This window comes from Paracoccus tegillarcae, from assembly GCF_002847305.1.
Taxonomy (GTDB): Bacteria; Pseudomonadota; Alphaproteobacteria; order Rhodobacterales; family Rhodobacteraceae; genus Paracoccus; species Paracoccus tegillarcae.
Genome location: NZ_CP025408.1, coordinates 759,344 through 781,572 on the forward strand (window position 1 = coordinate 759,344; position 22,229 = coordinate 781,572).

23 protein-coding genes are annotated in these 22,229 nt (G+C 61.4%); 6 read left to right on the top strand and 17 right to left on the bottom strand.

All coding sequences use genetic code 11. From position 1 onward, the window contains the following. Positions 1 to 36: 36 nt before the first annotated feature. From CUV01_RS03860 to CUV01_RS03915, 12 genes are all read right to left on the bottom strand, one after another. A complete protein-coding gene (locus CUV01_RS03860; RefSeq protein WP_101461850.1) occupies positions 37 to 1,695 on the bottom strand; it encodes a sulfatase-like hydrolase/transferase in 1,659 nt (552 codons plus the stop codon). A 76-nt stretch (positions 1,696 to 1,771) separates the two neighbouring features. Next, a complete protein-coding gene (locus CUV01_RS03865; RefSeq protein ID WP_101461851.1) occupies positions 1,772 to 2,791 on the bottom strand; it encodes a TAXI family TRAP transporter solute-binding subunit in 1,020 nt (339 codons plus the stop codon). A 46-nt stretch (positions 2,792 to 2,837) separates the two neighbouring features. After that, positions 2,838 to 3,311 carry a DUF3237 domain-containing protein gene (locus CUV01_RS03870; protein WP_101459307.1) on the bottom strand — a complete coding sequence of 158 codons (474 nt, stop codon included), beginning with the start codon at positions 3,309 to 3,311 and terminating at the stop codon, positions 2,838 to 2,840. Continuing rightward, positions 3,308 to 4,330 carry a TAXI family TRAP transporter solute-binding subunit gene (locus CUV01_RS03875; protein ID WP_198731874.1) on the bottom strand — a complete coding sequence of 341 codons (1,023 nt, stop codon included), beginning with the start codon at positions 4,328 to 4,330 and terminating at the stop codon, positions 3,308 to 3,310. The genes CUV01_RS03870 and CUV01_RS03875 overlap by 4 nt, the downstream gene beginning before the upstream one ends. A gap of 16 nt (positions 4,331 to 4,346) precedes the next feature. Then, the gene (locus CUV01_RS03880) at positions 4,347 to 6,113 is read right to left on the bottom strand and encodes a TRAP transporter permease (RefSeq protein WP_157994769.1); all 1,767 of its coding nucleotides are present in this window, start codon (positions 6,111 to 6,113) and stop codon (positions 4,347 to 4,349) included. Then, on the bottom strand, positions 6,073 to 6,291 hold the full coding sequence (locus CUV01_RS19575; RefSeq protein ID WP_157994770.1) for a hypothetical protein: 219 nt from the start codon (positions 6,289 to 6,291) through the stop codon (positions 6,073 to 6,075). Before CUV01_RS19575 ends, CUV01_RS03880 begins: the two co-directional genes overlap by 41 nt. A gap of 97 nt (positions 6,292 to 6,388) precedes the next feature. Then, positions 6,389 to 6,718, bottom strand: coding sequence for a YciI family protein (locus CUV01_RS03885; protein ID WP_101459310.1), 330 nt, complete (start codon positions 6,716 to 6,718; stop codon positions 6,389 to 6,391). After that, positions 6,718 to 7,566: a class III extradiol dioxygenase family protein gene (locus CUV01_RS03890; RefSeq protein WP_101459311.1), complete on the bottom strand. Its 849-nt coding sequence runs from the start codon at positions 7,564 to 7,566 to the stop codon at positions 6,718 to 6,720. The genes CUV01_RS03885 and CUV01_RS03890 overlap by 1 nt, the downstream gene beginning before the upstream one ends. Then, positions 7,566 to 8,621 carry an alpha/beta fold hydrolase gene (locus CUV01_RS20010; protein ID WP_232962489.1) on the bottom strand — a complete coding sequence of 352 codons (1,056 nt, stop codon included), beginning with the start codon at positions 8,619 to 8,621 and terminating at the stop codon, positions 7,566 to 7,568. Before CUV01_RS20010 ends, CUV01_RS03890 begins: the two co-directional genes overlap by 1 nt. Beyond that, the gene (locus CUV01_RS03905) at positions 8,618 to 9,784 is read right to left on the bottom strand and encodes an NAD(P)/FAD-dependent oxidoreductase (RefSeq protein WP_101459312.1); all 1,167 of its coding nucleotides are present in this window, start codon (positions 9,782 to 9,784) and stop codon (positions 8,618 to 8,620) included. The genes CUV01_RS20010 and CUV01_RS03905 overlap by 4 nt, the downstream gene beginning before the upstream one ends. A 32-nt stretch (positions 9,785 to 9,816) precedes the next feature. After that, a complete protein-coding gene (locus CUV01_RS03910; RefSeq protein WP_101459313.1) occupies positions 9,817 to 10,140 on the bottom strand; it encodes a 2Fe-2S iron-sulfur cluster-binding protein in 324 nt (107 codons plus the stop codon). A 38-nt stretch (positions 10,141 to 10,178) separates the two neighbouring features. After that, entirely contained in the window at positions 10,179 to 11,357 is a 1,179-nt protein-coding gene (locus tag CUV01_RS03915) for a cytochrome P450 (protein WP_101459314.1), read from the bottom strand. A gap of 106 nt (positions 11,358 to 11,463) precedes the next feature. Here CUV01_RS03915 and CUV01_RS03920 point away from each other — a divergent pair, with 106 nt between their 5' ends. Continuing rightward, positions 11,464 to 12,414: a LysR family transcriptional regulator gene (locus tag CUV01_RS03920; RefSeq protein ID WP_101459315.1), complete on the top strand. Its 951-nt coding sequence runs from the start codon at positions 11,464 to 11,466 to the stop codon at positions 12,412 to 12,414. A gap of 48 nt (positions 12,415 to 12,462) precedes the next feature. On the opposite strand, the gene CUV01_RS03925 is transcribed toward CUV01_RS03920, so the two are convergent. Genes CUV01_RS03925 through CUV01_RS03935 form a run of 3 tightly spaced genes read right to left on the bottom strand, consistent with a single transcriptional unit; the run spans position 12,463 to position 15,262 of the window. Continuing rightward, complete coding sequence (locus CUV01_RS03925) at positions 12,463 to 13,767, bottom strand: TRAP transporter large permease (protein ID WP_101459316.1); 1,305 nt, start codon at positions 13,765 to 13,767, stop codon at positions 12,463 to 12,465. Beyond that, a complete protein-coding gene (locus CUV01_RS03930) occupies positions 13,764 to 14,273 on the bottom strand; it encodes a TRAP transporter small permease (protein WP_101459317.1) in 510 nt (169 codons plus the stop codon). The genes CUV01_RS03925 and CUV01_RS03930 overlap by 4 nt, the downstream gene beginning before the upstream one ends. Next, positions 14,273 to 15,262: a TRAP transporter substrate-binding protein gene (locus tag CUV01_RS03935; protein WP_232962491.1), complete on the bottom strand. Its 990-nt coding sequence runs from the start codon at positions 15,260 to 15,262 to the stop codon at positions 14,273 to 14,275. The genes CUV01_RS03930 and CUV01_RS03935 overlap by 1 nt, the downstream gene beginning before the upstream one ends. Positions 15,263 to 15,686: 424 nt before the next feature. Between CUV01_RS03935 and CUV01_RS03940 the strand changes: the two genes are divergently transcribed. After that, positions 15,687 to 16,421, top strand: coding sequence for a sulfite exporter TauE/SafE family protein (locus tag CUV01_RS03940; protein ID WP_101459318.1), 735 nt, complete (start codon positions 15,687 to 15,689; stop codon positions 16,419 to 16,421). Here the strand turns inward: CUV01_RS03940 and CUV01_RS03945 are convergent. Further along, positions 16,369 to 17,595 carry a LysR family transcriptional regulator gene (locus tag CUV01_RS03945; RefSeq protein WP_101459319.1) on the bottom strand — a complete coding sequence of 409 codons (1,227 nt, stop codon included), beginning with the start codon at positions 17,593 to 17,595 and terminating at the stop codon, positions 16,369 to 16,371. The two genes, CUV01_RS03940 and CUV01_RS03945, sit on opposite strands and share 53 nt — an antisense overlap. Positions 17,596 to 17,756: 161 nt before the next feature. Here CUV01_RS03945 and CUV01_RS03950 point away from each other — a divergent pair, with 161 nt between their 5' ends. From CUV01_RS03950 to CUV01_RS03965, 4 genes are all read left to right on the top strand, one after another. Next, positions 17,757 to 18,488: a PIG-L deacetylase family protein gene (locus CUV01_RS03950; RefSeq protein WP_101459320.1), complete on the top strand. Its 732-nt coding sequence runs from the start codon at positions 17,757 to 17,759 to the stop codon at positions 18,486 to 18,488. Positions 18,489 to 18,490: 2 nt separating this feature from the next. Continuing rightward, positions 18,491 to 19,447, top strand: a complete 957-nt coding sequence (locus CUV01_RS03955; RefSeq protein WP_101459321.1) for a VOC family protein — start codon at positions 18,491 to 18,493, stop codon at positions 19,445 to 19,447. Position 19,448: 1 nt separating this feature from the next. Further along, positions 19,449 to 20,120: a 4-carboxy-4-hydroxy-2-oxoadipate aldolase/oxaloacetate decarboxylase gene (locus CUV01_RS03960; protein WP_101459322.1), complete on the top strand. Its 672-nt coding sequence runs from the start codon at positions 19,449 to 19,451 to the stop codon at positions 20,118 to 20,120. 104 nt (positions 20,121 to 20,224) lie between these two features. Further along, a complete protein-coding gene (locus CUV01_RS03965) occupies positions 20,225 to 21,274 on the top strand; it encodes a 4-oxalomesaconate tautomerase (RefSeq protein WP_101459323.1) in 1,050 nt (349 codons plus the stop codon). A gap of 24 nt (positions 21,275 to 21,298) precedes the next feature. Here CUV01_RS03965 and CUV01_RS03970 read toward each other — a convergent pair whose 3' ends face one another. Next, positions 21,299 to 22,186, bottom strand: coding sequence for an NAD(P)-dependent oxidoreductase (locus tag CUV01_RS03970; RefSeq protein WP_101459324.1), 888 nt, complete (start codon positions 22,184 to 22,186; stop codon positions 21,299 to 21,301). Positions 22,187 to 22,229 lie beyond the last annotated feature (43 nt).

Sequence of the window (22,229 nt, forward strand, 5' to 3'; positions counted from 1 at the left end):
GGTCTTTAGCGGGGTTTGGGCCTATCCTTGGCCCCACTATTCTTTCCCGCTTGCCTTGTGATTGGCCGCGCGGCGTCCGCGATATTTCACCGTCAGGTCCAGCGGCACATCGTTTTCATCATAGATACCGATCACCACACCACGACGACGGGATTTACCGCGCATTTCCAACAACTGCGCCTCGCTGCGCGTGGTGCGTTGTGACACCCGCCTGGTCCAGCGGAACAGCTTGTCATACATCCGCTCGATCACGTCGGCATGTTCGGCGCTGTCGCCCAGATCGGTCAGTTCCTGTGGGTCATTCGCCAGATCGAACAGCATCGGGCGATAGCCGCCTTCGCAATGCACCAGCTTCCATTCCTTGTCGGCCACCATGAACATCACCGCATCGCGAACCGAGCGACCCAGCTTGTCCGCGGTGGGCGTCACCGAGTAATCATATTCGCAGATCACATAGTCGCGCTGCGTATCGGTGGCCTCGCCGCGCAGGATCGGCAGCAGCGATTCGCCCTCCAGAATATGGCGGGGCGGTTCCGCGCCGGTGAAATCGACAAAGGTCGGCGCCAGGTCGATCGCCTCGACCAGCGCGTCGCAGGCGGTGCCGCGGGTCGCGTCTGCCTGGGGTGAGGGATCATAGATGATCAGCGGGACACGGGTCGAGCTGTCATGGAAAAACATCTTCTCGCCCATCCAGTGGTCGCCCAGAAAATCGCCATGATCCGAGGTCAGCACGATCATCGTTTCCTTGATCCGGCCGGTCTCTTCCAGCCAGTCCAGCAGCACGCCCAACTGATCGTCGCATTGCTTGATCAGCCCCATATAGGCGGGGATCACCGCATTGCGCGCCTTGTCGGTCGCGAAGGTCTTGCTCATCGGGCTTTCCATAAAGGCCTTCAGCACCGGATGGGCGTTGTCGTATTCGGCCTGCGTCCTGATCGCCGGGGGCACATGTTCGGGACCGAACATGTCATGATAGGGTTCAGGCACGATATAGGGCCAGTGCGGCTTGATATAGGACAGGTGGCAGCACCAGGGTTCGTCAGCGCCGGCCATGAACTCCATTGCGCGGCGGGTCAGATAGGGGGTTTCGCTGTCCGGCTCGGCGATATTGGCGGCCTCGGCGCTGTTCTTGAGAAACCAGCCCGACAGCACATTGCCGTCCGCATCGATCCCCGAATTGGCAAAGTCGTGCCAGGGGTTGTCGCTGTCATAGCCCTTGGCGCGCAGATAGTTGCTATAGGTTCGCGCGCCGCCCTCGTCATAAAGACCATCGGGGCCTTCGGGGCGCATGCCGTCATCACGTTCGAACAGGTCAAAGCCGCATTCGGCGACCCGCGCACCGATCAGGCTGTCAGGCTCCAGCCCCAGACGCGCCATACCCTCGGCATCGGCACGCATATGTGTCTTGCCCACCAGCCAGCAATCGGTGCCATTGGCACGCAGATGATCGCCCATGGTGACCTCGCCCACCTTCAGCGGGATGCCGTTCCAGCTGGCGCCGTGGCTGTGGACATAGCGCCCGGTATAGGTCGACATGCGCGACGACCCGCAGATCGGCGACTGGATATAGCAGCGGTCGAACCGCACCCCCATCGCCGCCAGCCTATCCATGTTCGGGGTCTCGAGATGCGGATGCCCATAGCAGCTGAGATAATCCCAACGCAGCTGGTCATACATGATGAAAAGAATGTTCATCGGCTTTGGCATCATCGCCCCCATATTTCTTGGATTGGTTTGACGGCCCCGAGATCAGATCCCGGGGCCGCAATTGTCATTCTGCCGGACGCAACTCATCCGGGATTTCCATGCCGATTTCCTCGTAATATCGGATAGCACCGGGATGCAGCGGCAGGTTCAGGTCCTGAAAGGCGTTGTCGAGGTCGATATTGCGCAACCACGCAGCGTTTTCCTGCATTGCCGGCAGGTTGTCCCAGAACGCCTTGGTGACCCTGTAGATCGTTTCCTCGCTATCAGCCTTGCTGGTCCCGATGCCGACGATCGAGCCCAGGGTGGTGACGGGCTCGGAATTGACCTGATTGTCGCCGTAAAGCCCGTTGGGGATCTCACCCAGAACGCCGCCGGGCCGGTTCAGGATCGCTTGCAGCGGTTCCTTGGCCATCTGCTCTTCGGTCAGCCCGAGGAACTTGATCTTGCGGCTGATCGCAAGTTGCTGGATCACCGGCGAAGGCGCGTTGGTCGAGTTGATATAGACGTCGATCCGGCCATCCTGAAAAGCCTGCGTCGCCGCATCCCAACCCAGGTTGACCTGTTCGAAATCCTCGCCGGCCTTCAGCCCGGTTGCGCCCTCGACGACGCGCTGCATGATGGTGGTCGCACCGCCGCCCGGAGGTCCAAGAAAGACCCGTTTGCCAGCCAGATCCTCGAGGCTGTCAATGCCGGAATCCGCATAGGTAACGATGTGATACAGTCCAAGCGGATAGGCGAATACCGCACGCAGATTCTTGGAAAGTTCCGGCGCTTGTGGAACCTTGGACCACATCGCGTCGCCCTTGATCATGGCGTCGTGCACGCTGGCCGACCACATGAAGAAGTCCAGCTGACCCGAGGCCGCCTGCATCGCGTGCTGCGTGGCCGCGCCCGTCGCGTTGACCTGGATCTTTACGTCGGGCAGATCGTCCTCGACGATCCGCGCAAAGGTCGACATCACCATATAGGGTGACGACCCCGGGCCCAATGTCGCCAATGTCAGGTATTCGTCTGCATTGGCAGCCGGGGCGGTTGCCACGGCCAGACTGAGTGCGGTCACCAAACCGCCAATCAGGTGTTTCATCTTCATTCCTCCTCTTTGGTTGAACTATGGTCTTGAACAGTTTTCGTCATGTCACGGCATACAGCGCCAGTTGCACGGCATCGGCCAATCGGTGACCTGTTCCGATGAAAATGGTGCGATTGACCCACTGATAGCGCGGATCGCCGCTCTGCAGGCGGGCCTGCGTCCGCATGTAGTATTCGGACGGATCGACCGCGTTGCCTGCCGCAATCCGGGCAAGCACCTCGGGTGGGCCGTGGCGATAGCCGAAATTCCGCACGTCGATCAGCGCCCCGTCATGGGTTTCCATCGCATAGCGCGTGTCCAGTTCGGCATGGCTGTCCCAAACGGTCTGCCAGTCGGCCCCGAGGTTCAGAACCGTGCCTCGCAGTTTAGGGCCATCGACCGTGCCACCGATGATCGGGATGATCCGCCATTGCCCGCCCGGCGCGGCACCCTTTTCCAGCGGCGACGCCAGTTTCACGCTCAGCCTGCAGGCAAGCTCAAGGCCGGGTTTCGGCAACGGGCCAGGCGTCGTCATGCCGGCGGCCTCACCGCATCAGGGATCGTCAGACCGATCTCTTCGTAATAGCGGATGGCACCGGGGTGCAGCGGCATGTTCAGATCGTGAAACGCGCCTTCCAGGGTGACATTGCGCAGCCATGGCGTCGACGATTGGGTTTCCTGAACCCCTTCCCAGAACGCCTTGACGATGCGGTAGATCTGCTCTTCGGGCAGGCTGGCATTGGTGCCGATCCCCGCATAAGAGCCGACGGTTGTCACATCAGCGTCGTTCACGACCGCATCGCCATAGGTCCCGGCGGGGATCGTGGCGATGGTGCCGCCCGCACGATTGGTCATGGCTTGCACGCCGTCCGTGGCCATTTGTTCCTCGCTCATCCCAAGCAGGCGAACCGGCCGCGAGATGGAAAGCTGCTGGATCACCGGCGAGGGCGGCAGTGTCGGGTTTGCATAGACGTCGATGCGCCCATCCTGAAACGCCTGCGTCGCCGCATCCCAACCGATCCGCACGGCGGTATAGTCGGTATCGGCCTTCAGTCCCGTCGCACCCTCGATGATTGCCTCCATCGTCCGCGCGGCGCTGCCGCCCGGCGGGCCGAGGAACACGGTCTTTCCGGCGACATCATCCAGCGTTTCGATACCCGAATCCGCCCAGGTGACGATGTGATAATAACCGAGAGGAAAGATGAACAGGCTGCGCAGGTTCTTTGCCATTTCGGGCGCTTGCGGAATTTCCGCGAACATCCCTTCGCCGCTCAGCATCAGGTTGTGCACGATGGGCGCCATCATGAAAAAGTCCAACTGCCCGGCGCCAGCCTGCAGGCCGTGCTGCGTGGCCGCCCCGGTGGCGTTCACCTGGAAAGTGACATCGCCCAGACGTTCCTCGACCAGCCGGGCAAAGGTCGACATCACCATATAGGGCGATGATCCCGGCCCCAACGTCGCCATCTTGTAGAACTCATTCGCAAAGGCAGCGGGCGCGCCCAACGCTGCCACACTGGCAGCAAGGGTCATGAGTGTTGTGCGTCGTGTCAGCATTGCAAGTCTCCTTGGTTCAGGCGTTTTCAGCATCCGGGCTCAGCGGCGTTGCAACGGCCTCCCCGCCTTCGTCGTCATCTGCATCCGGCCGATGGCTGGCGCGCCAGTCCATCGCGGTCATCGCCAATCCGGCCAGGGTAAAGGCAACCTCGACCCACAGGACCGGGAACAGCATCCCAAAGCCCACCGCAAAGCGCAGCAGTCGCATGGGCATGGGCAGCCGGTCGGCGGCGTAGCCAGCAAAGCCGGTCGAGAACAGCCAGATCACGATGCTCAGCCGCAGAATGATCCACAGCAGACCCGAGACGGTGAAATCAGCAACCAGCGACAGCGACGGGTTATAGACCAGCACGAAGGGGATAACGAAACCGATCAGCGCAATGCGGCAAGCGTCGATACCGATATGGATCGGGTTTGCCCTTGCAATCGGCGCGGCGGCAAAGGCCGCAATCGCCACCGGCGGGGTGATCGAACTGAGCACACCGAAATAGACCACGAACAAATGCGCGATCACGGTCGGCACACCCATCATTTCGATCGCCGGACCCATCACAAGAATGACGATCAGATAGGCGGGCACCGTTGGCATACCCATGCCCAGCACCAGCGATCCCAGCATCATCATCACCAGCGACAGAAACAGCGATTCACCAGCGACCGCCTGCATGACCCCAGCAAAGCGCAGGCCAAGCCCGGTCATGTTCATGACACCGATCACGATCCCGATCGACGCGACCGCAATGATGATCGACGCCGACGCCTTGCCGCCATCGACAAGTCCGGCAATCAGGCGCTGCGGCTCTCGGCGCAGTTCGGGGTTCAGCACAAAGCCCAACACCACAGCCGCGATCACCGCCCAGAAGCCGGCCAGCGCGGGCGAGCGACCCGATAGCAGGATCGTCATCATCAGGGCCAGCGGCAGGATGAAGCACAGCGACATGATCCAGTCATGACGCACGATCACCGGGCGATCGGCGCGCGGGATCGGCTTGATGCCGCGGCGGATCGCCTCGGTATGAACCGAAACAAACAGCGAGGCATAGTAGAACAGCGCCGGCAGCAGCGCAGCCGTGCAGATCGTCAGATAGGGAATGCCGGTCACATCCGACATGATGAAGGCGACCGCGCCCATGATCGGCGGCATGAACTGCCCGCCCGAGGACGCAGCGGCCTCGACCCCGCCAGCATAGCGGGGGGGAAAGCCACGTTTCACGATCATTGGTATGGTCATGACCCCGGTACCGACGACATTGCCCGACACCGAACCCGACATGGTGCCAAAGACACCACTGGCAGCAATCGCGGCATGCGCCGGACCGCCGCGAAAGCGACCAGTTAGCGCAAAGGCGAATTTCAACAGAACCGGCCCTGCCCCGACGGCCTCCAGCACGCTGCCAAAGACGATGAAGACAAGGATCAGTGTCACAACAACGGACAGCGGCCCGCCAAAGACACCATCAAACGAATACCAGACCACCTGCATGATCTGGTCGAGACCGTAACCGCCATGCTGGAAGATCCAGGGCAGGCTTTGGCCCATGAGCGCATACAGCAGGGTCAGCACGCAGACAACGACCAGCGGGATGCCAAAGGCGCGCCGTGTCAGTTCAAGCAGGACGATGATGCCCGCAACCCCGATCCAGATGTCCGTAGAGGTAAAGAAATAAAGGCCCGTCTCGAGCATTTCGCCAATTGCGAAGTAACGCTGAGCCGAGATCAACAGCGCTGCCAGCAGCACCATGTCAACCCAGACCAGCCAGCCTCGCTCGCGCCGCTGAGACATCCCCAGCACCAGAACGATCACACCTGCAAAACGCGTAGGTGCCGACCCGCAGCATGGTTTCATTGAGCGAGCCGAAACCGGCGATATAAACCCCCAGCAACGACAGAATGGCTGCTCCGACCGAACCGATCAGATAGGCAATTTTTCTTAGTCCTTCCGCGGACGATCTGGCTTCCATCTTCCCCCCTCGCCCGTCAAACAGGCCAAAACATGTTCTCAATCTCTGCATGCCCTTCAGTTGCCGGTCACTCCTCTGACCGGCAAAGCATGCGCTGCTAAAGATCCAGCAGCGGTGACATCGGCTCTGTTATCCGGCCGGCCTGAAAACCGTCAGGCAGCGGTGTAATCTCGATCAGGCGGACAATACCTGCCAGCGCGAACGGGTCGCCTTCGGCGAACCGGCGGGCATCCTGCGATGTTTTCGCCTGAAGGATCCCGAAATTTCCGTTCGCGGCGCCGTTCTCATTTTGCAGTGCCGCACCAATCAGGACCGACACCAGCCCCTGCCCGCCCGAACCGACCCAACCCCGGTGATCGGCCCGCAATTTGTCGCGCTGCGCGTCTTGGTCCGGGTGGTGCAAACACCGCATCAGGAAATAGGCCATCAGGCGTTCTCCAGCACGACACAGCCCGCACCGGTCATCGAGGCAGGAACGAAATAATGCTTGTGCAACATGCTCACGTCGCGGTTCATCGCGGCACGCATGACCAGCCACATCATCAGTTCGGCCCCCTCCGAGCCGAAGGTTTCCACGTAGTCCTCGCGCGTCATGTTGCGCCAGTGGTCAGGGTCGGACGCGATCGTGTCCAGCCATTGCCGGTCCGCATCAGGGTTCAAAAAGCCCGCGCGCCTGCCCTGCAGCTGGTGCGACAGACCGCCGGTCCCCATGATGACGACGCGGTCGTCGCCCGGAAAACTCTCGATGGCGCGGCGCAGCACCTCACCCATTTCCCAGCAGCGTTGCGGCGTCGGGATCGGGAACTGGATGGTGTTGACCCAGATTGGCAGCACCTTGACCGGCCATTCACCGCCCTCATCGGGGCGGCCGCAAAACAACTCCATCGGGACTTGAAGCCCGTGATCAACCTCGATCTCGCGACAGATCATCGGGTCGAAATGGCTCTCGACAAGCTGATCGGCAAAGTGCCAGCCCAAATCCGCCGCACCCTTGAATGAGGGGATATTGCGAGGGCCCCAGCCTTCATCAACCGGCGCATAATTGTCAGCAACGCCAACCGCGAAGGTCGGCACCCGGTCCAGAAAAAAGCTGTTGCCATGGTCGTTGAAGATCACCACCGCAATGTCGGGGCGCTGGTCGCGCATCCATTTCTGCGGGTAATCGTAGCCGTCAAAGAAAGGTTTCCAGTCGTCGCTGCCAGCAAGACCGCGGTCCAATGCAACGCCGATCGAGGGAACATGGCTGGTGCCCAGCCCGCCAATGATCTGTGCCATTACTTGCCCAACCTTTCTTTCAGAAAATCTTCGTGGCTCATCCCCGCCTGAGCGGCGCCGATACTGGTGATCGGCACCGGATCGACCGCCGAGATCTTGAGGATAAAGAACAGATTGCCACCAAGGCGCACCATTTCGTGCCAGTCACGCGCCGCCACTGCCGCGCGTGTGGCGTCGTCCAGACCAAAGCGGCGCAGATAGGCGTCCTCATCGGCCTTGAAGGCCTGGCGGCTTTCAGGCGCACCCAACGACATGGCCATCTTGTTCAGCTTGTAGCCGCGCAGATTGCTGTCGCGGTCCAAAAGCGGTGTTGGCGGAATGTCCGTGCCGGGCTGATTTTGGTCGTCAGGCGCGTTGGCCATGGGAAAACCTTTCTGGTTCAGCCAGCCGATGATCGCGGCCAGCGTTTCGTCCGGTTTCTCGAGCGGCAGGAAATGGCCTGCCCCTTCGATCACCCGTAGATCGGCATCGGGCAGCATCGCGGCGATCTCCTGGTGCTGCGCGGGCGGGGACCAGCCGTCATCGCTGCCCACCAGCAGCAGGACCGGGGCCGAGATATCGGGCAGATAGGCGCCAGCATCGGGGCGCCCGATCAAAGCCTGGATCTGGCGTTCGTGAATATCGCCATCATGGCGCAGCACCATCTGGCGCAGCACCTCCATCAGCGCCGCATCCTCGCGGCGTTCGGATGCGACCATCGGCGGCAGCCAGTCATCGGCCAGCATTTCCATGCTGTCATGGCCCATCGCGATGCGCGCGCGCCGCTTGGGCCATTCGGCCTCGGTGCCGCTATTATGACCAGTGCTGACCAGAACAAGCCCGCGCAGCCGGTCTGGGGCCTGCCGTGCCATTTCCATCGCGACACGACCGCCCATCGAATGGCCGACCGCAACGAAAGCGCCCTCGAACCGATCCAGCAGCCCGGCGGCCATCGCCGCGATACTGTCATCATGCGTCATATCGGCCAGCAAAGCCTGCCGCCCGATCCGGTCGGCCAGCGCCTGCCACACGACAGCATCCGACAGCAGGCCGGGGATCAGCACAAAGCGGGTCACGACAGCAAGTCCCGTGCCGTGTCAGGGCCGACGGTCTCGCCGCCGGCCAGCAATTTCCGGGTCCGCATGTGCACGCGGGCGTTGTTCACCGTCTCGACCGCCGTCAGCCGGTCTTCGGCGTCGAAACGGAAGACGACATGTTCGTCCACCGCCTCGGCCCGGTCATCCGGTTGTGCAAGGCCGGCGATCTGCAGCTTGTAATCAGCCTGATCGGACCAGAACCAGGGCAGCGCGTTATAGGGGTCCGGCTGCTTGCCGGTCAGCCGCGCGGCGATGTGGCGCGCGTGATCTGTGGCAGCCTGCACGCTTTCCAGGCGGATACGCAGGCCACTGCGAGAATCGGGGAAACAGGCGCAATCGCCCAGTGCCGAAATGCGCGGGTCCGATGTCAGCAATTGCGCATCCACCGTAACACCATTGGCGCAGTCCAGCCCGGCAGCCTCGGCCAGCACCGTGTTCGGCCGCACACCGGCGGCCAGTAGAATTTCGTCCGCCTCCAGATGCGTGCCGCCGACCAACGCGATGCCACGATCATCAATTGCGGAAACCGGATCGCCCAGCAGCACGGTGCTGCCCAGATCGCGGTGCTTTTTCAGGAACAATTCGGACATCTGCGGCGACACGGCGCGCGCCATCAGCCGGGGCGCCGCCTCGGCCACGACCACATCCAGCCCGAACTTGGATGCAACGGCTGCAAATTCCAGCCCGATGAACCCGCCGCCGATCACCGCAAAGCGACGATCGCCCGTGGCCCGTTCGCGCAGCTTGTCAGCATCCGCCAATGTGCGCAGGTCCAGCGTGCGATCCAGACCCGGAATCGGCGGACGCAGATTGCTGGCGCCCGTCGCCAGGATCAGATGCCCGAAATCCAGTTCGCCTGAGGTCGTCGCGATCCGGCCATCGTCGCGGTCAATCGCAGTGACGCTGGTTTCCGGCAGATAACGGATCTGTTGCTTGTCGTAGAATTCGGCGGCACGCAGCTTGAGTGCACCGGGGTTGCCGTCCTGCATATAGGCCTTGGACAGGGGCGGGCGCTGATAGGGCAGACCCGGCTCGTTGCCGATCAGGGTCAGTTCGCCCTCATAGCCTGCCTGCCGCAGAGAGGCTGCAACCTGCAGTCCACCCTGCCCCGCGCCGACAATGACGATCGGTCCGCTTTCCATCTGTGCTACCCTCCGGCTGAATGTCTAAAGAATCAGAACTGTTCATCCGGCAGATGGACAACCAGCCCATCCAGAGATTGATCAAGCTTGATCTGGCAGGACAAGCGTGATGTTTCGCGCACCTCGCTGGCCGCGCCCTCCAACATGTCATCCTCGTCGTGCTGACGTTCGCCCGTCTTGCTGATCCATGCGTCATCGACGTAGCAATGACAGGTCGCGCACATCATCGAGCCGCCGCATTCGCCGACAATCCCTTCGACATCATTGGCCACCGCCGTCTGCATGACGCTTGCGCCTTCCTCACCCTCAACCGAGGTTTCACTGCCATCTGCGGCCACAAATGTTACCTTGACCATCTTAGGTCCTCCTGTTCGTTGGTCTGGGTTTGGGCGCGTCAGCCCATGATCACCGGCATGTTGATCGGGCCACGAAACCCGAAGCCACGCCAGTTGACCGCCGCCGGATCAGGCAGCCGCATGTTCGGAAACCGCTCGAACAGCATCGGTGCCATGATCTTGCCGACCGTGCGGCGCGCGGTGTGTGAACCGGCGCAGTGATGCGGACCGTTGCCGAATGCCTGGTGCGGATTCTTGCTGCGGTAGACTACAAAATCCTCGGCATCGTCGCCAAAGACTTCTTCGTCACGGTTGGCCGATGCCTGCAGCGTCATCACGGTATCGCCCTTTGGAATGTCAAAGCCGCGGATCTGTGTGTCACGGGTGACAAGGCGCGAACTGGCCTGGATCGGTGCGACCCAACGAACGGCTTCTTCGAAGGCCTTGCCCCAATCCTCGCCGGCCTTGACCTGTTCCAGCTGGTCGGGATTGGTCAGCATCCCGAAAATCAGAGTGGCCAGCGCGTCGCGCGGTTCGTTGATGCCGCCGCCAATGGCGATCTTGATGTTGGAATAGATCTGGCTGGTCGGAATGGGATCATCCGCATTGACCATAACCGAAAACGCCGAGGCATCCGGTGCGGCGCGCACGCGTTCTACCGCCTTGGCGAACAGTTCATCCATTTCGGCATTGGCGCGGTCGGTCACTTCGAAGGGCTCGGGCCGCCAGGCAAAGTTGCCGGCACCGTCGATCAGTTCCTGCGACCAGCGCATCATCTGCTCATCAGTGGCTTCGGGAATCCCCAGAATGTGCGCCAGGATGCGGGCCGCAACCGGACCACAGAGATCGGTGAACAGATCGACGGGACCTGTCTTGGGCAGCCGGTCCAGATACTCGGCGGCAAACTCTTCATAAAGACCGGCCCAATTGGCCTGAATGGCCTTGGGTGTCAGCGCCGGCATGATCGCCTTACGTTCCCGCAAATGCTCTGCGCCATCCTTGCGCATCAGCGTATGGGCACGAAAGGCTGGCTGCATCGGCGTGCGCGGATCGTCCGAGCTGAACAGCTCGGGGTCGTCCTTGACCATCTTGGTGTCCGATGCCTTGACCAGAAAGGTCCGCTGGATCGACGATACCCGGATCACGGGCGTTTCGGCGCGCATGCGGCGATATATCGGGTACGGATCCAGCGTCAGCTGGTCGAACGTAATGCTGGCGTCTTCGGGTGCTAGCGGCATGTTTTCCCCCTCATCACTGGTATGAATAAACCCTACTGTTCGATTGACTATCTGACAATACGATGCGATTTATTGTTCCCATCAACAGCTTTGATGGTGCTGCGCCATGGTCAATCAAATCGTCGATCCCCTAAGTCTGGATTTCGCAACCCTGCGTACACTTTGCACCGTTTATGACGCCGGCTCGTTCACTGCCGCGGCCGAGGTGATCGGGGTGAACCAGTCCGCAATCAGCTATACGATGGAACGATTGCGCGGCGTGTTTCACGACCCCTTGTTCGTGCGCGAAAAGGGTCAGCAGATCGCGACCGATCGCTGCCAGCAGATCATCGCGCAGGTCCGCCCTATGCTGGCCACCTTGCAGCGGCTGGCCCGGCCCGAGGAGTTCGACCCCAAAAGCGCGCGCCATACGCTGCGGCTGGCCTGTAATTACTATGAGCGGATGCTGATCATCCCTCTTTTGGTACGAGAATTGCGCCGTCAGGCACCGGGGATCGAGCTTGTGGTGGTCAACTCGCGCGGCACCGGCCCCGAAAGGATGCTGCGCGGCGATTCCGACCTGCTCATCGGCCCGCGGCCCACCACCCAAACCGGTGTTTATGTCAGCCGCCTGTGCCGTGAAGATTACGTCTGTCTGATGGATCCGGCGCATCCCATGGCGGATCGGACTCTGACCGTCAAAGACTATGTGGCGCTTGATCTGATCGACATCACCTATGAGGGAAACTGGGTGTCGTCCTACATCACCGAATTGCAGGCCATGGGGCACCGACTGCGGCCCGCGCTGATAGTTCCCAGCCCCGCCGGGGTGTCGCATCTGGTGCGTGGCTCGACTTTGGTGGCGACTGTGCCACGACGGCTGGCGCAAGCGATGGGTGAGGGGCTGCGCATTGTCGAGTGCCCGGTCGGCGGCAAGTTTGACATCACGCTGATGTGGCCACCCCGCTTTCACGCCGATGCCATGCACCAATGGATGCGCGGCGTGGTCATCGGATTGCGGCGCGAACTGGGCAGCGCCGGGAAGCCGAAATCGGCCGGCGCCCGGCCAGATCCCTGACCGCTGGCGCACCGCCGCCGGTCAGGGGCACAGGCCGCAGCCAGCCTGCTATTGCATCATCTGACTTGGCAGGAACAGCGACAGTTGCGGAAACGCGATCAGAATGGCCAGGGTCAGCAGCATCGCCACCCAAAAGGGCATCACGCCGACAAAGATCTTTCCCAAGGGCACTTTGGGCGCGACCGACTTCACGATGAAGACGTTAATCCCCACCGGTGGCGAAATCAGCCCCATTTCCAGTGTCAGCACCACAAGCACGCCGAACCAGATCAGGTCGATGCCCAGCGCGCTGACGATTGGCACAAAGATCGGCAGGGTCAGCACCAGCATGGCGAAGCCCTCAAGAAATGCGCCCAGAACCATATAGATCAGCAGGATCACGATCAGCGTGCCGATCACACCCAGATTCTGCGAGATCAGGACCTCGCGCACGAAATCGGGGATATGGCTCAGCGCCAGAAACGGGTTGAAGATATGAGCGGCGATCAGGATCAGCATCACGGATGCAGTGGTAACGATGCTGTCGCGCGACGCCTCCCATAGTTGCCGAAAGTTCAGCGTCCGTGTTGCGAAACCCGCCAGAATGACCGCGCCCGCACCAACGCCGGCAGCTTCGACGGGCGAAAACAGCCCACCATAGATACCGCCGATGGTCAGCAGCGTCAGCACGATGATCGGCAGCGCGTTCATCACCGCCTGAACCTTTTCCGATCCGCTGGTGGATGGCCCGCGCGGCCCCATTGCGGGGCGCAGCAAGCACAGCACCCAGATGGTCAGAAGAAACATCGACAACAGCAGGATGCCCGGAATCACCCCGGCCAGAAACAGCCGCCCGATGCTCTGTTCCGACAGGATCGCATAGATGACAAAGCCGGTGGATGGCGGGATCAGGATGCCCAGCGTCCCACCCGCCGCCACCACGCCCGTCGATAGCCGCGGGTCGTAATCATAGCGGTCCATTTCCGAAAGTGAGACCTTGCCCATTGTCAGTGCCGAGGCCACAGAAGAACCAGACAGCGCGGCAAAGCCGCCGCAGCCGATGACAGTCGCCGCCGCCAGCCCGCCACGGATTTGCCCGACGATTGCATAGGCAGCCTCGTACAGGCGGCGGCTCATGCCGGTGACACTGGCCACGTTGCCCATCAGGATAAACAGCGGAATGACGATAAGTTCGGAATTCGACGCAAGCGTGAAGGATTCCGATGACAGCAGCCCCATCGCGGCATCCAGCCCGTTCAGCGCCCAGATGCCGACAAAGCCGATCAGGAACATGGCAAAGGCCACAGGGATACGCAGCGCCAGCAAAATCAGCAGCAGCCCGATACCGGTCAGGGCAATGGCGACGGGGCTCATTCTATGGGTCCTTCCTCATGGTCGGATTCGCCGGCCAGGATAAATTCGATTGCGCGCAGCAGCAGCGCCAGACCTGTCACGATCACCAGACCGGCCAACAGCCACTGGAACCATGCTTGCGGTATTCCCAGCAGATTGGTGCGCAGGTTCAACATGACGCTGAGCTGCGCTGATTTCAGAACGGCATAGCCCATGGTCAAAAAGATCACGCTGCCCAGCAGATCGACCACGATGTCGATGATCAGGTTCAGGCGTGGTGGGAAATGCCGCTCGAACAGATCGACGCTGATATGGCCACCCCGCTTGTCACACAGCGCCATGCCACCAAAGACGACGACGACAAACGCCATCGTGGTGAGATCCAGCGACCCGTAAAGCGGCTTTCCAAAGGCCCGGCCGATGACATCGAACAGCACCGTTGCCACGACAAAGATCAGCGCGACTGTGCCCAGAAAAGCGGACAGGTTGATCAACCTGTCCGTTACCATTCTCAGTGTCGGCAGCATCACTCGCCCTGCATCGCGGCCAGCGCGTCGGCGCCGTCAACCGCTGCAACATAAGCATCGGTCACGGGCGCCAAGGCGTCGGTGAAAGCGGCGACCTCTTCAGGCTTCAGGTCGATCACCACGTTGTTTTCGTCAGCGCGCGCGGCCTCGACCGCGGCATCGGCGGTGACGATCCAGGCATCTTCTGCCGATTTCGACAGTTCTTCCCCTGCAACCGCGTCGATTGCCGCCTTTGCTTCGTCAGACAGACCGTCATAGACGCCTTGGTTCATCACAACGAAGAACACCAGGCGGCCAAGGTTTGCGCCCAGGGTAAAGCTGTCGGCAACCTCGTCCAGCTTGAAATCCGAAAGGGTGGACGCGCCCGAAATTGCACCGTCGATCAGCCCCGTTTGCAGGCCGTTATAAACCTGCGTCATCGGCATCTGCACAGGCGTTGCGCCAAGGGCCTCGACGGCCTCGCCTGCCGAGGAACCAGCAACACGGATCTTGAGACCCGCAAGATCGGCGGGGCTGCGGATTTCAGCCGACTTCATGATAAAGATGTTGGGCTCTGACCCCCATAGCGCCAGCGGCTTTGTGGCCGGGAACTCGCTTGCCAGATTGTCGTCAAACGCCCGCAGCAGCGCCGGATAGGCCGGCTGGTCCAGCGGCAACGCGTCGGGCATTTCAATGATCATCGTCTTTGGAAATTGCGACGAGGTATAACCCGGCAGCCCCCAAGCGACATCGGCCACACCCTGCACCACGCGCACATATTGATCAGCCGGGCCGGATCCCAACTCGCCGCCGTGATAGCCGCGTACCGTCAGTTCGCCGTTGGTGGCGGCGCTGACGCTGTCATTCAACTTGTCGACAACCGCTGCGGTGATGGTGTGCGTCGGCGCCGAGAAATTGGCGAATTTCAACTCTTGCGCTGCGGTGGCCAGCGGCGTGGCGATGCCGACCGCAAGGCCGGCTGCGATGGTCATTCTGCGGATCGTGCGCATGTGAATTCTCTCCCATATTGTCTTGCTCACGGGCCGTCACGTTGCTGTCGCACCGCCCGTTTATATGCAGCGCAACCTATTCCGCGCGGATCAATGCGGCATAATCGATTCCGCAGTCAGACTATAATATTTGCCTATAGCGACGGCCTGATCATGATCCGAAAACCAGTGCGGGCCTTCGGAAATCGCGCAGAACTCATATTCATTTCTGCATATGATATTGCATCTATTTCAATTATTTATGGCCGCATTGGCATAATAATAAGAGGCTGCGGCCACGCTGAAATATCTGAAATCGGTGCTGCTTCGATATAGAGACTCCAGGCACTCAACCGGCGCCCAAGGTATTGCACTGCCCCGCAAACAGACGCTAGGCGAGGTGGCACGCGGGCAGATTTGACCCGCAAAACACCCGGAGGATGCAATGGTCGAAGGACTTATGGTGGCGATGATTGCATTCGCTCTGGGCGGCATCCTGAAAGGTGCCATCGGCGCGGGCACGCCGGTCATCGTCATCCCGTTGATGTCGATCTATTTCGACGTGCCATACGCGGTCTCGGTCTTCGTTTTGCCGGCTTTGCTGTCCAACATCTGGCAGGGCTGGCAATATCGGCACGCGCTGCTGGATCGAGGCTTTGTCATAAGGCTGGCCATTGGCGCGGCGATCGGTGCGCTGATCGGATCGATCCTTCTGGCCTCTTTGCCATCGGATTTCCTGTCGATCACGGTTGGCGTGCTGGCGCTGTGTTACATCGGGTTCCGTCTGGCCAAACCCGATTGGCAACTGGATTACGGGCTGGCCAGCCGGATCGTGCTGCCCGTCGGAGTGATGGCAGGCATTCTGCAGGGTGCGGCAGGCATTTCGGCACCGGTTTCGATGACCTTTCTGCACGCGTTGAAACTGAGCCGGCCGCAATTCATCGCCACCATTTCGGTGCTGTTCAGTTCGATGGCGATGGTTCAACTGCCCACGCTGACCAGCCTTGGTGTGCTGGATGGACAGCGTTTTCTGATCAGCATGGCCGCCTGCATCCCGCTTTTTCTGGGCATGCCTGTCGGCGCCTGGCTTGTGCGCCATGTCCAGCCAAAGGTCTTTGACCGGCTGATCATGATCTTGCTGTTCGTGATTGCGGTCGGCCTGATCCTGGAATCGCTTTAGCACCGGTCGCAGCATCGCGCAGTTCCTGCAAAAGCTCGGCCTGTGCCGCGGTCGGGCGCCAATCCAGACGATGCGTCAGACCGATTGGCCTGCCCGGAAAATCCCATTCAATTTCGAGCGGCACCAACAGGCCCTTGGTGATCTCGGCCTCGGCCTGCCAGCCGGAAATACAGCCCAGAAAATCGCCGCTGCGCAGCAATTCGCGCATCAGCAGGATCGACCCTGCCTCTATCATGCTGGCTGGGCTGTCCCGACCCGTCGCGGTGGCGAAGAAGATGTCGAACTGCGCGCGCGCCGGGCTGCCCGCTCTGGGCACCACCCATTGGCTGTCGGCGATCAGGGCAGGATCAATGCTGCGCTCGTCGGCCATCGGATGATCCGGCGCGGCCAGCACCAGCAGCCGGTCCTCGAACAGCGGCTCCTGCACGATGTCATCGACCGGTGCCGGGTCGCGCAGCGCACCGACGATCACGTCGATCTGGCCGCGTCGCAATGCGCCCAGCATGTCCTTGTAGGGACCGTCATTCACGATGACCGGCAGCCTCGGCCGGCGGCGGCGAAACCGTGTCAGAGCTTGGGGCAGCATGACCGATCGCGCCAAGGGCAACGCGCCAATGACAATCCGACCAGCTTCGCGGCCATCCAGTTCGGCCAGTTCTGCTCTGGCCTGATCCAACTCGGCAAAGGCCAATAACGCGGCGCGCGCAACGACCTGGCAAGAGCGTGTCGGCACAACGCCATAAGGCGTGCGATTGAACAGATCGCGACCGGCCTCTTGTTCAAGCTGGGTCACCGCGCGGTGCACGGTCGGCTGCGCCCGGCCCAGCCGGCGGGCGGCAAGGGTGAAATTCTCGGCGTCGCAGACCGCAATCAAGGCCGTCAATTGCGAGAAAGACACGATCTGTCCCGCACGGGGCGACACGCCTTCCAGTCCCTGATCCAGCAGTGCAAAAGCTCTCCGAACGCGACGCACAAGCAGTTGGCCGCGTTCTGTGATGAAGACACCCTTGTTCGATCGCAGATACAGCGGCCCACCAGCCAGCGTTTCCAACTTGGCAAGCGATTGCGTAACGGCAGGCTGGGACACATTGCAGCACCCCGCAGCCAGCGTCAGGGACCCTGTGTCCTCGACCGCCAGAAGCACGCGCAGGTGGCGCAAATTTGTGAACGTCATCAGACTGCCTCGCGTCACGAAAGCTGAAATAAACGCTGCCACGAAACCTAGGGTGCGAACAGCCCTATAGCAAAATTTTATGCACGGAACCCCGGTTCTGTTTTGGTTCAAGAGGGCGCGCGGGCCTAACATCGGCAGGTGCCCAACACGAGGAAGCAACCATGTCCGACCCCAAGACCGCCCTTGTCATCAGCGCCCATGCCGCCGATTTCGTCTGGCGTAGCGGCGGTGCGATCGCCCTGCATGCACAGATGGGTTATCAGGTCACCGTCGCTTGTCTGTCCTTCGGCGAACGCGGCGAAAGCGCGCGGCTGTGGAAGGAAGGAAAATCGCTGCAAGAGGTCAAGGACATCCGCCGGGCCGAAGCCGAGGCCGCAGCCGATGTGCTGGGCGTTCATCACCTCGAATGCTTTGATCTTGGCGATTACCCGCTGCATCTCGAGCGCGAGGATAAATACAAGCTGGTCGATCTGATCCGCCGGGTACAACCGCGTTTCATGCTGAGCCACAGCCAGTACGATCCCTACAACACCGACCATATGTATATGACACAGATCGCGCTGGAGGCGCGGATGATCGCTCAGGCCTGGGGACACAAGCCGGGCGAAAAGGTCCTGGGTTCGCCGCAACTATACCTGTTCGAGCCACATCAGACCGAGCAGATGGGCTGGAAGCCGGACACATTTCTGGACATCACCACGGTCTGGGACAAAAAGCGCGCGGCGATGGAGCACATGAACGGGCAGGTCCATCTCTGGGACTATTACACCCGCGTGGCCCAGCAGCGCGCGAACCATTTCAAGCGCAACTCTGGCGGCCAGTCCGGTGGGCGTGATTGCCAATATGCCGAAGGCTTCCAGTCGATCTTTCCGCGCACCGTGGATGAGTTGTGATCATGGAGAACGCTCACGATCTCGCCCATCTGGCACATGTCGAGATGCTGACCGACCGCTTTGACGAAAGCCTTGATTTCTTCACCCGCATCTATGGGCTCAAGCTGTCCGGGCAAGACGAAAACAGCGCCTATTTGCGGGCCTGGGATGACTATGAATATCACTCGTTGAAACTGACCCGGTCGGACAGGACCGGCGTCGGCCATATCGCATACCGCGCCGCCTCGCCCGCCGCGCTGGAACGCCGCGTCACCGCCATCGAAGCGGCGGGTTTCAAGACGCTTAGCTGGGTGGATGGCGATGAGGGCCATGGCCGCGCCTTCCGGTTCGAGGACCCGTTCGGCCATGTGTTCGAGATCTACTATGACACCAACTGGTATGAACCGCAGGCCGATGCCGAACGCGCCGCGCTGAAAAATACCGCCAGCGCATTCACGGGCGCCCCGCCGCGAAGGCTGGATCATGTCAATCTGCTGGCCGAGGACGTGACCGAGTTTCGCCGCTTTATGGAAACCTGCCTTGGCAGCCGTGTGACCGAACTGATCCAACTGGACAATGGCCGAATTGGCGGTTGCTGGTTTACGGTCAACAACAAGACCTATGATCTGGCATGCACCGAAGAACACGGCGGCGGCGATGGCCGTCTGCACCACGTCACCTATGCCACCGATCAGCGCGAAGATATCCTGCGCGCTGCCGATATTTTTCTGCAAAACGGCGTCCACATCGAAACCGGCCCGCATAAGCATGCCATTCAGGGCACCTTCTTTCTGTATGTCTGGGAACCCGCCGGCAACCGCGTCGAGTTGGCCAATGCCGGGGCGCGACTGATCCTTGCGCCGGACTGGCAGCCCATCATCTGGAACGAGCAGGATCGCAGAAAAGGACAAGCCTGGGGCCTGAAGACCATCGAGAGTTTTCACACCCACGGCACCCCGCCAGCCCGGAAGGAGCACTAAGATGGGCGTTGTCGTTCAAAACATCCAACGCGCCGATGCAGGGACCATCTGGGGCCTTGCCGATGCCGGCGTTTCGACCGTTCACGAAGCGCAGGGCCGCATCGGCTGTCTGGCCAGCCGCTTGCGCCCGATCTTTCCCGGCGCGCGGATAGCCGGCAGCGCCGTCACCGTCAGCGCCGCACCCGGCGACAACTGGATGCTGCACGTCGCCATCGAACAACTGCAAGAGGGCGATATTCTGGTGCTTGCCCCGACCAGCCCCTGCGATAATGGCTATTTCGGCGATCTGCTGGCGACCAGCGCCATGGCGCGGGGGTGTCGTGGCCTGATCATCGATGCCGGTGTCCGCGATGTGCGCGATCTGACAGAGATGGGCTTTCCTGTCTGGTCCAGGGCGATCAGCGCGCAGGGAACGATCAAGGAAACCGTTGGCTCGGTCAATGTGCCGGTGGTCTGCGGCAATCAGGTGATCAACGCGGGCGACGTGATCGTGGCCGATGATGACGGCGTCTGCGTGGTGCGTCGCGCCGATGCCGATGAGGTTCTGGCCGCCGCGACCAAGCGCACGGCCGCCGAAGAGGCCAAGCGGGAAAGGCTGGCCTCGGGCGAGTTGGGGCTGGACATCTATGACATGCGACCGAGGCTAGAGGCCAAGGGGCTGAAATATATCTGAGACGGCAGCGCAGGGATGGGATGGATGGCGATGACGCTTGAACAGGCAGCCGTGTTGGACGCGGCAAACCGGGTGCAGTTGCACGCAACCGACGGGCACACCGCATGAGCGACGGCATCCCCTGTCTCTGGATGCGCGGTGGCACCTCGAAAGGCGCCTATTTTCTGGCATCGGACCTGCCCGATGCACCTGATCAGCGAAACGCGCTGCTGCTGCGCATCATGGGCAGTCCCGATCCCCAGCAGATCGACGGGATCGGCGGAGCCGATCCGCTGACCTCGAAGGTCGCAATCCTGTCGCCCTCTTCACGCCCGGATGCGGATGTCGATTATCTCTTCCTGCAGGTCTTTATTGATCAGCCTCTGGTGTCAGACGCGCAAGGCTGCGGCAATATACTGGCCGGTGTCGGACCTGCCGCCATCGAACGCGGGCTGGTGCCGCTTGCCGGCGATGAAACCCTGATCCGCATCCACATGTTGAATACGGGCGAGGTGGCCGAGGCGACGGTTCGCACCAAAGACGGCCGCGTCGTTTACTCTGGCGATGCGGCGATCGACGGCGTGCCGGGAACCGCCGCACCCATACCGCTTATGTTTCAAAACATTGCCGGATCAATGACCGGCGCGCTGCTGCCTACCGGCAACCCTGTCGAAACCGTCGAAGGCGTTGCCTGCACCCTGATCGACAACGGCATGCCCATCGTGGTCATGCGCGCCGCCGATTTCGGGCTGAGCGGGCAGGAAAGCCGCGATCAGCTGGATGCCGATGGGGCGCTGAAAGCCCGGATAGAGGCGATCCGGCTGTCCTGCGGTCCGCTGATGAATCTGGGCGATGTGCGCGACAAGAGCGTGCCCAAGATGACGCTGGTATCGCCACCGATGGCGGGTGGCACGATCAGCACGCGCAGCTTTATCCCGCACCGCTGTCACGCCACCATCGGTGTTTTCGCAGCAGTCAGCGTGGCCACCGCCTGCACGCTGCCCGGCTCACCCGCATTCGAGTTGGCACGCCTGCCGGATGATGGTCGCTTTCTGGTCGAACATCCCACCGGCGCGGCAGAGGTGCTGATCCGGCAGGACGCGAACGGCGCTGTCACCGCCGCCGGCACGCTGCGCACCGCGCGCAAGTTGTTTGACGGGCTGGTGTTTCCCTAGGAACCCCGCCGGGCCGACCGACCACTAGAGCCGGGACAGGATGGTATCGGCCCGCGCGATCAGATCATCCTCGCCGGGTGGAACACCCAGATCGGCAATCAGTTTCTGCCAATCCGCAGTGGCCGCGGCCATGCGCCCGCCCAACCCCAACTGATCGACGGTGATCGCCACCTCCTGCATCTCGGCCGCGCGGCGCGCGCCGTGGACCATCATCCGTTCCAGATTGTATGAGCCCCGCTCGCGCCACTTGATATCAGGGTCCGACCGTTCCAACGATCCGATCACCTCGTCCTCGACACCGGCGCGGCGCGCGGCCAGGAAACACTCGGCGGTCAGCGCTTCGAGGCCCTTTATCATGACCGAACGCAGCATCTTGATCGACGATGCACGCCCGACCTCGTCGCCGGCCAGTTCGGGCCGCATGTCCAGCGCACGCAGAATGCCCGCGGCCATCGCAGCATGCGGCCCGGACAGAAAAAGCGGTACATGATGAAACTTTGGATAGACCGGCGACATGACCGCGACATCGACATAGCGCCCGCCGGCAGCCTCGATCACGCCCGCTGCGCGGCGTTTGGTGCCCGGCGCACAGGAATTGCAATCAAGCCACAGCGCGCCGTCGCGGATCCACGGTGCGGCAGCCAAGGCCGCAGTCAGGGCCTGATCGGCGGTGACGACGCAAAATATGGTCTCTGCGCCGGCCAGTGCGGCCTGCAGATCGGCCTTGCCATCGACCTCATGCGCCGCATAGCGATCTGTCATGACAGTTCTTGTGTCATCCGTGCGGGTCTTGATGTCATAGGCTCTTATAAAATCCGGGCGCCCCTCGCCCCAGCCTGCGACAAAAGCAGAGGCAGCCTCACCAAACCCAACAAAGGTTACATTTTCAGGGCGTTCGGGCGGCTTGCTCATGATCCTCTCCGTCAGGTTGCAACAACTCTGGCAGGTCACCGTT

What these genes read in the sequence shown, in the direction of transcription:
- CUV01_RS03875 (WP_198731874.1), bottom strand. Translation starts at nt 4,330, where the DNA reads ATGCTGACACGACGCACAACACTCATGACCCTTGCTGCCAGTGTGGCA.
- CUV01_RS03955 (WP_101459321.1), top strand. Translation starts at nt 18,491, where the DNA reads ATGGAGAACGCTCACGATCTCGCCCATCTGGCACATGTCGAGATGCTG.
- CUV01_RS03905 (WP_101459312.1), bottom strand. Translation starts at nt 9,784, where the DNA reads ATGGAAAGCGGACCGATCGTCATTGTCGGCGCGGGGCAGGGTGGACTG.
- CUV01_RS03940 (WP_101459318.1), top strand. Translation starts at nt 15,687, where the DNA reads ATGGTCGAAGGACTTATGGTGGCGATGATTGCATTCGCTCTGGGCGGC.
- CUV01_RS03935 (WP_232962491.1), bottom strand. Translation starts at nt 15,262, where the DNA reads ATGCGCACGATCCGCAGAATGACCATCGCAGCCGGCCTTGCGGTCGGC.
- CUV01_RS03930 (WP_101459317.1), bottom strand. Translation starts at nt 14,273, where the DNA reads ATGCTGCCGACACTGAGAATGGTAACGGACAGGTTGATCAACCTGTCC.
- CUV01_RS03945 (WP_101459319.1), bottom strand. Translation starts at nt 17,595, where the DNA reads ATGACGTTCACAAATTTGCGCCACCTGCGCGTGCTTCTGGCGGTCGAG.
- CUV01_RS03870 (WP_101459307.1), bottom strand. Translation starts at nt 3,311, where the DNA reads ATGACGACGCCTGGCCCGTTGCCGAAACCCGGCCTTGAGCTTGCCTGC.
- CUV01_RS03915 (WP_101459314.1), bottom strand. Translation starts at nt 11,357, where the DNA reads ATGCCGCTAGCACCCGAAGACGCCAGCATTACGTTCGACCAGCTGACG.
- CUV01_RS03890 (WP_101459311.1), bottom strand. Translation starts at nt 7,566, where the DNA reads ATGGCACAGATCATTGGCGGGCTGGGCACCAGCCATGTTCCCTCGATC.
- CUV01_RS03970 (WP_101459324.1), bottom strand. Translation starts at nt 22,186, where the DNA reads ATGAGCAAGCCGCCCGAACGCCCTGAAAATGTAACCTTTGTTGGGTTT.
- CUV01_RS19575 (WP_157994770.1), bottom strand. Translation starts at nt 6,291, where the DNA reads ATGGAAGCCAGATCGTCCGCGGAAGGACTAAGAAAAATTGCCTATCTG.
- CUV01_RS03880 (WP_157994769.1), bottom strand. Translation starts at nt 6,113, where the DNA reads ATGTCTCAGCGGCGCGAGCGAGGCTGGCTGGTCTGGGTTGACATGGTG.
- CUV01_RS03885 (WP_101459310.1), bottom strand. Translation starts at nt 6,718, where the DNA reads ATGGCCTATTTCCTGATGCGGTGTTTGCACCACCCGGACCAAGACGCG.
- CUV01_RS03865 (WP_101461851.1), bottom strand. Translation starts at nt 2,791, where the DNA reads ATGAAACACCTGATTGGCGGTTTGGTGACCGCACTCAGTCTGGCCGTG.
- CUV01_RS03965 (WP_101459323.1), top strand. Translation starts at nt 20,225, where the DNA reads ATGAGCGACGGCATCCCCTGTCTCTGGATGCGCGGTGGCACCTCGAAA.
- CUV01_RS03925 (WP_101459316.1), bottom strand. Translation starts at nt 13,767, where the DNA reads ATGAGCCCCGTCGCCATTGCCCTGACCGGTATCGGGCTGCTGCTGATT.
- CUV01_RS03920 (WP_101459315.1), top strand. Translation starts at nt 11,464, where the DNA reads ATGGTCAATCAAATCGTCGATCCCCTAAGTCTGGATTTCGCAACCCTG.
- CUV01_RS03960 (WP_101459322.1), top strand. Translation starts at nt 19,449, where the DNA reads ATGGGCGTTGTCGTTCAAAACATCCAACGCGCCGATGCAGGGACCATC.
- CUV01_RS03950 (WP_101459320.1), top strand. Translation starts at nt 17,757, where the DNA reads ATGTCCGACCCCAAGACCGCCCTTGTCATCAGCGCCCATGCCGCCGAT.
- CUV01_RS03860 (WP_101461850.1), bottom strand. Translation starts at nt 1,695, where the DNA reads ATGAACATTCTTTTCATCATGTATGACCAGCTGCGTTGGGATTATCTC.
- CUV01_RS03910 (WP_101459313.1), bottom strand. Translation starts at nt 10,140, where the DNA reads ATGGTCAAGGTAACATTTGTGGCCGCAGATGGCAGTGAAACCTCGGTT.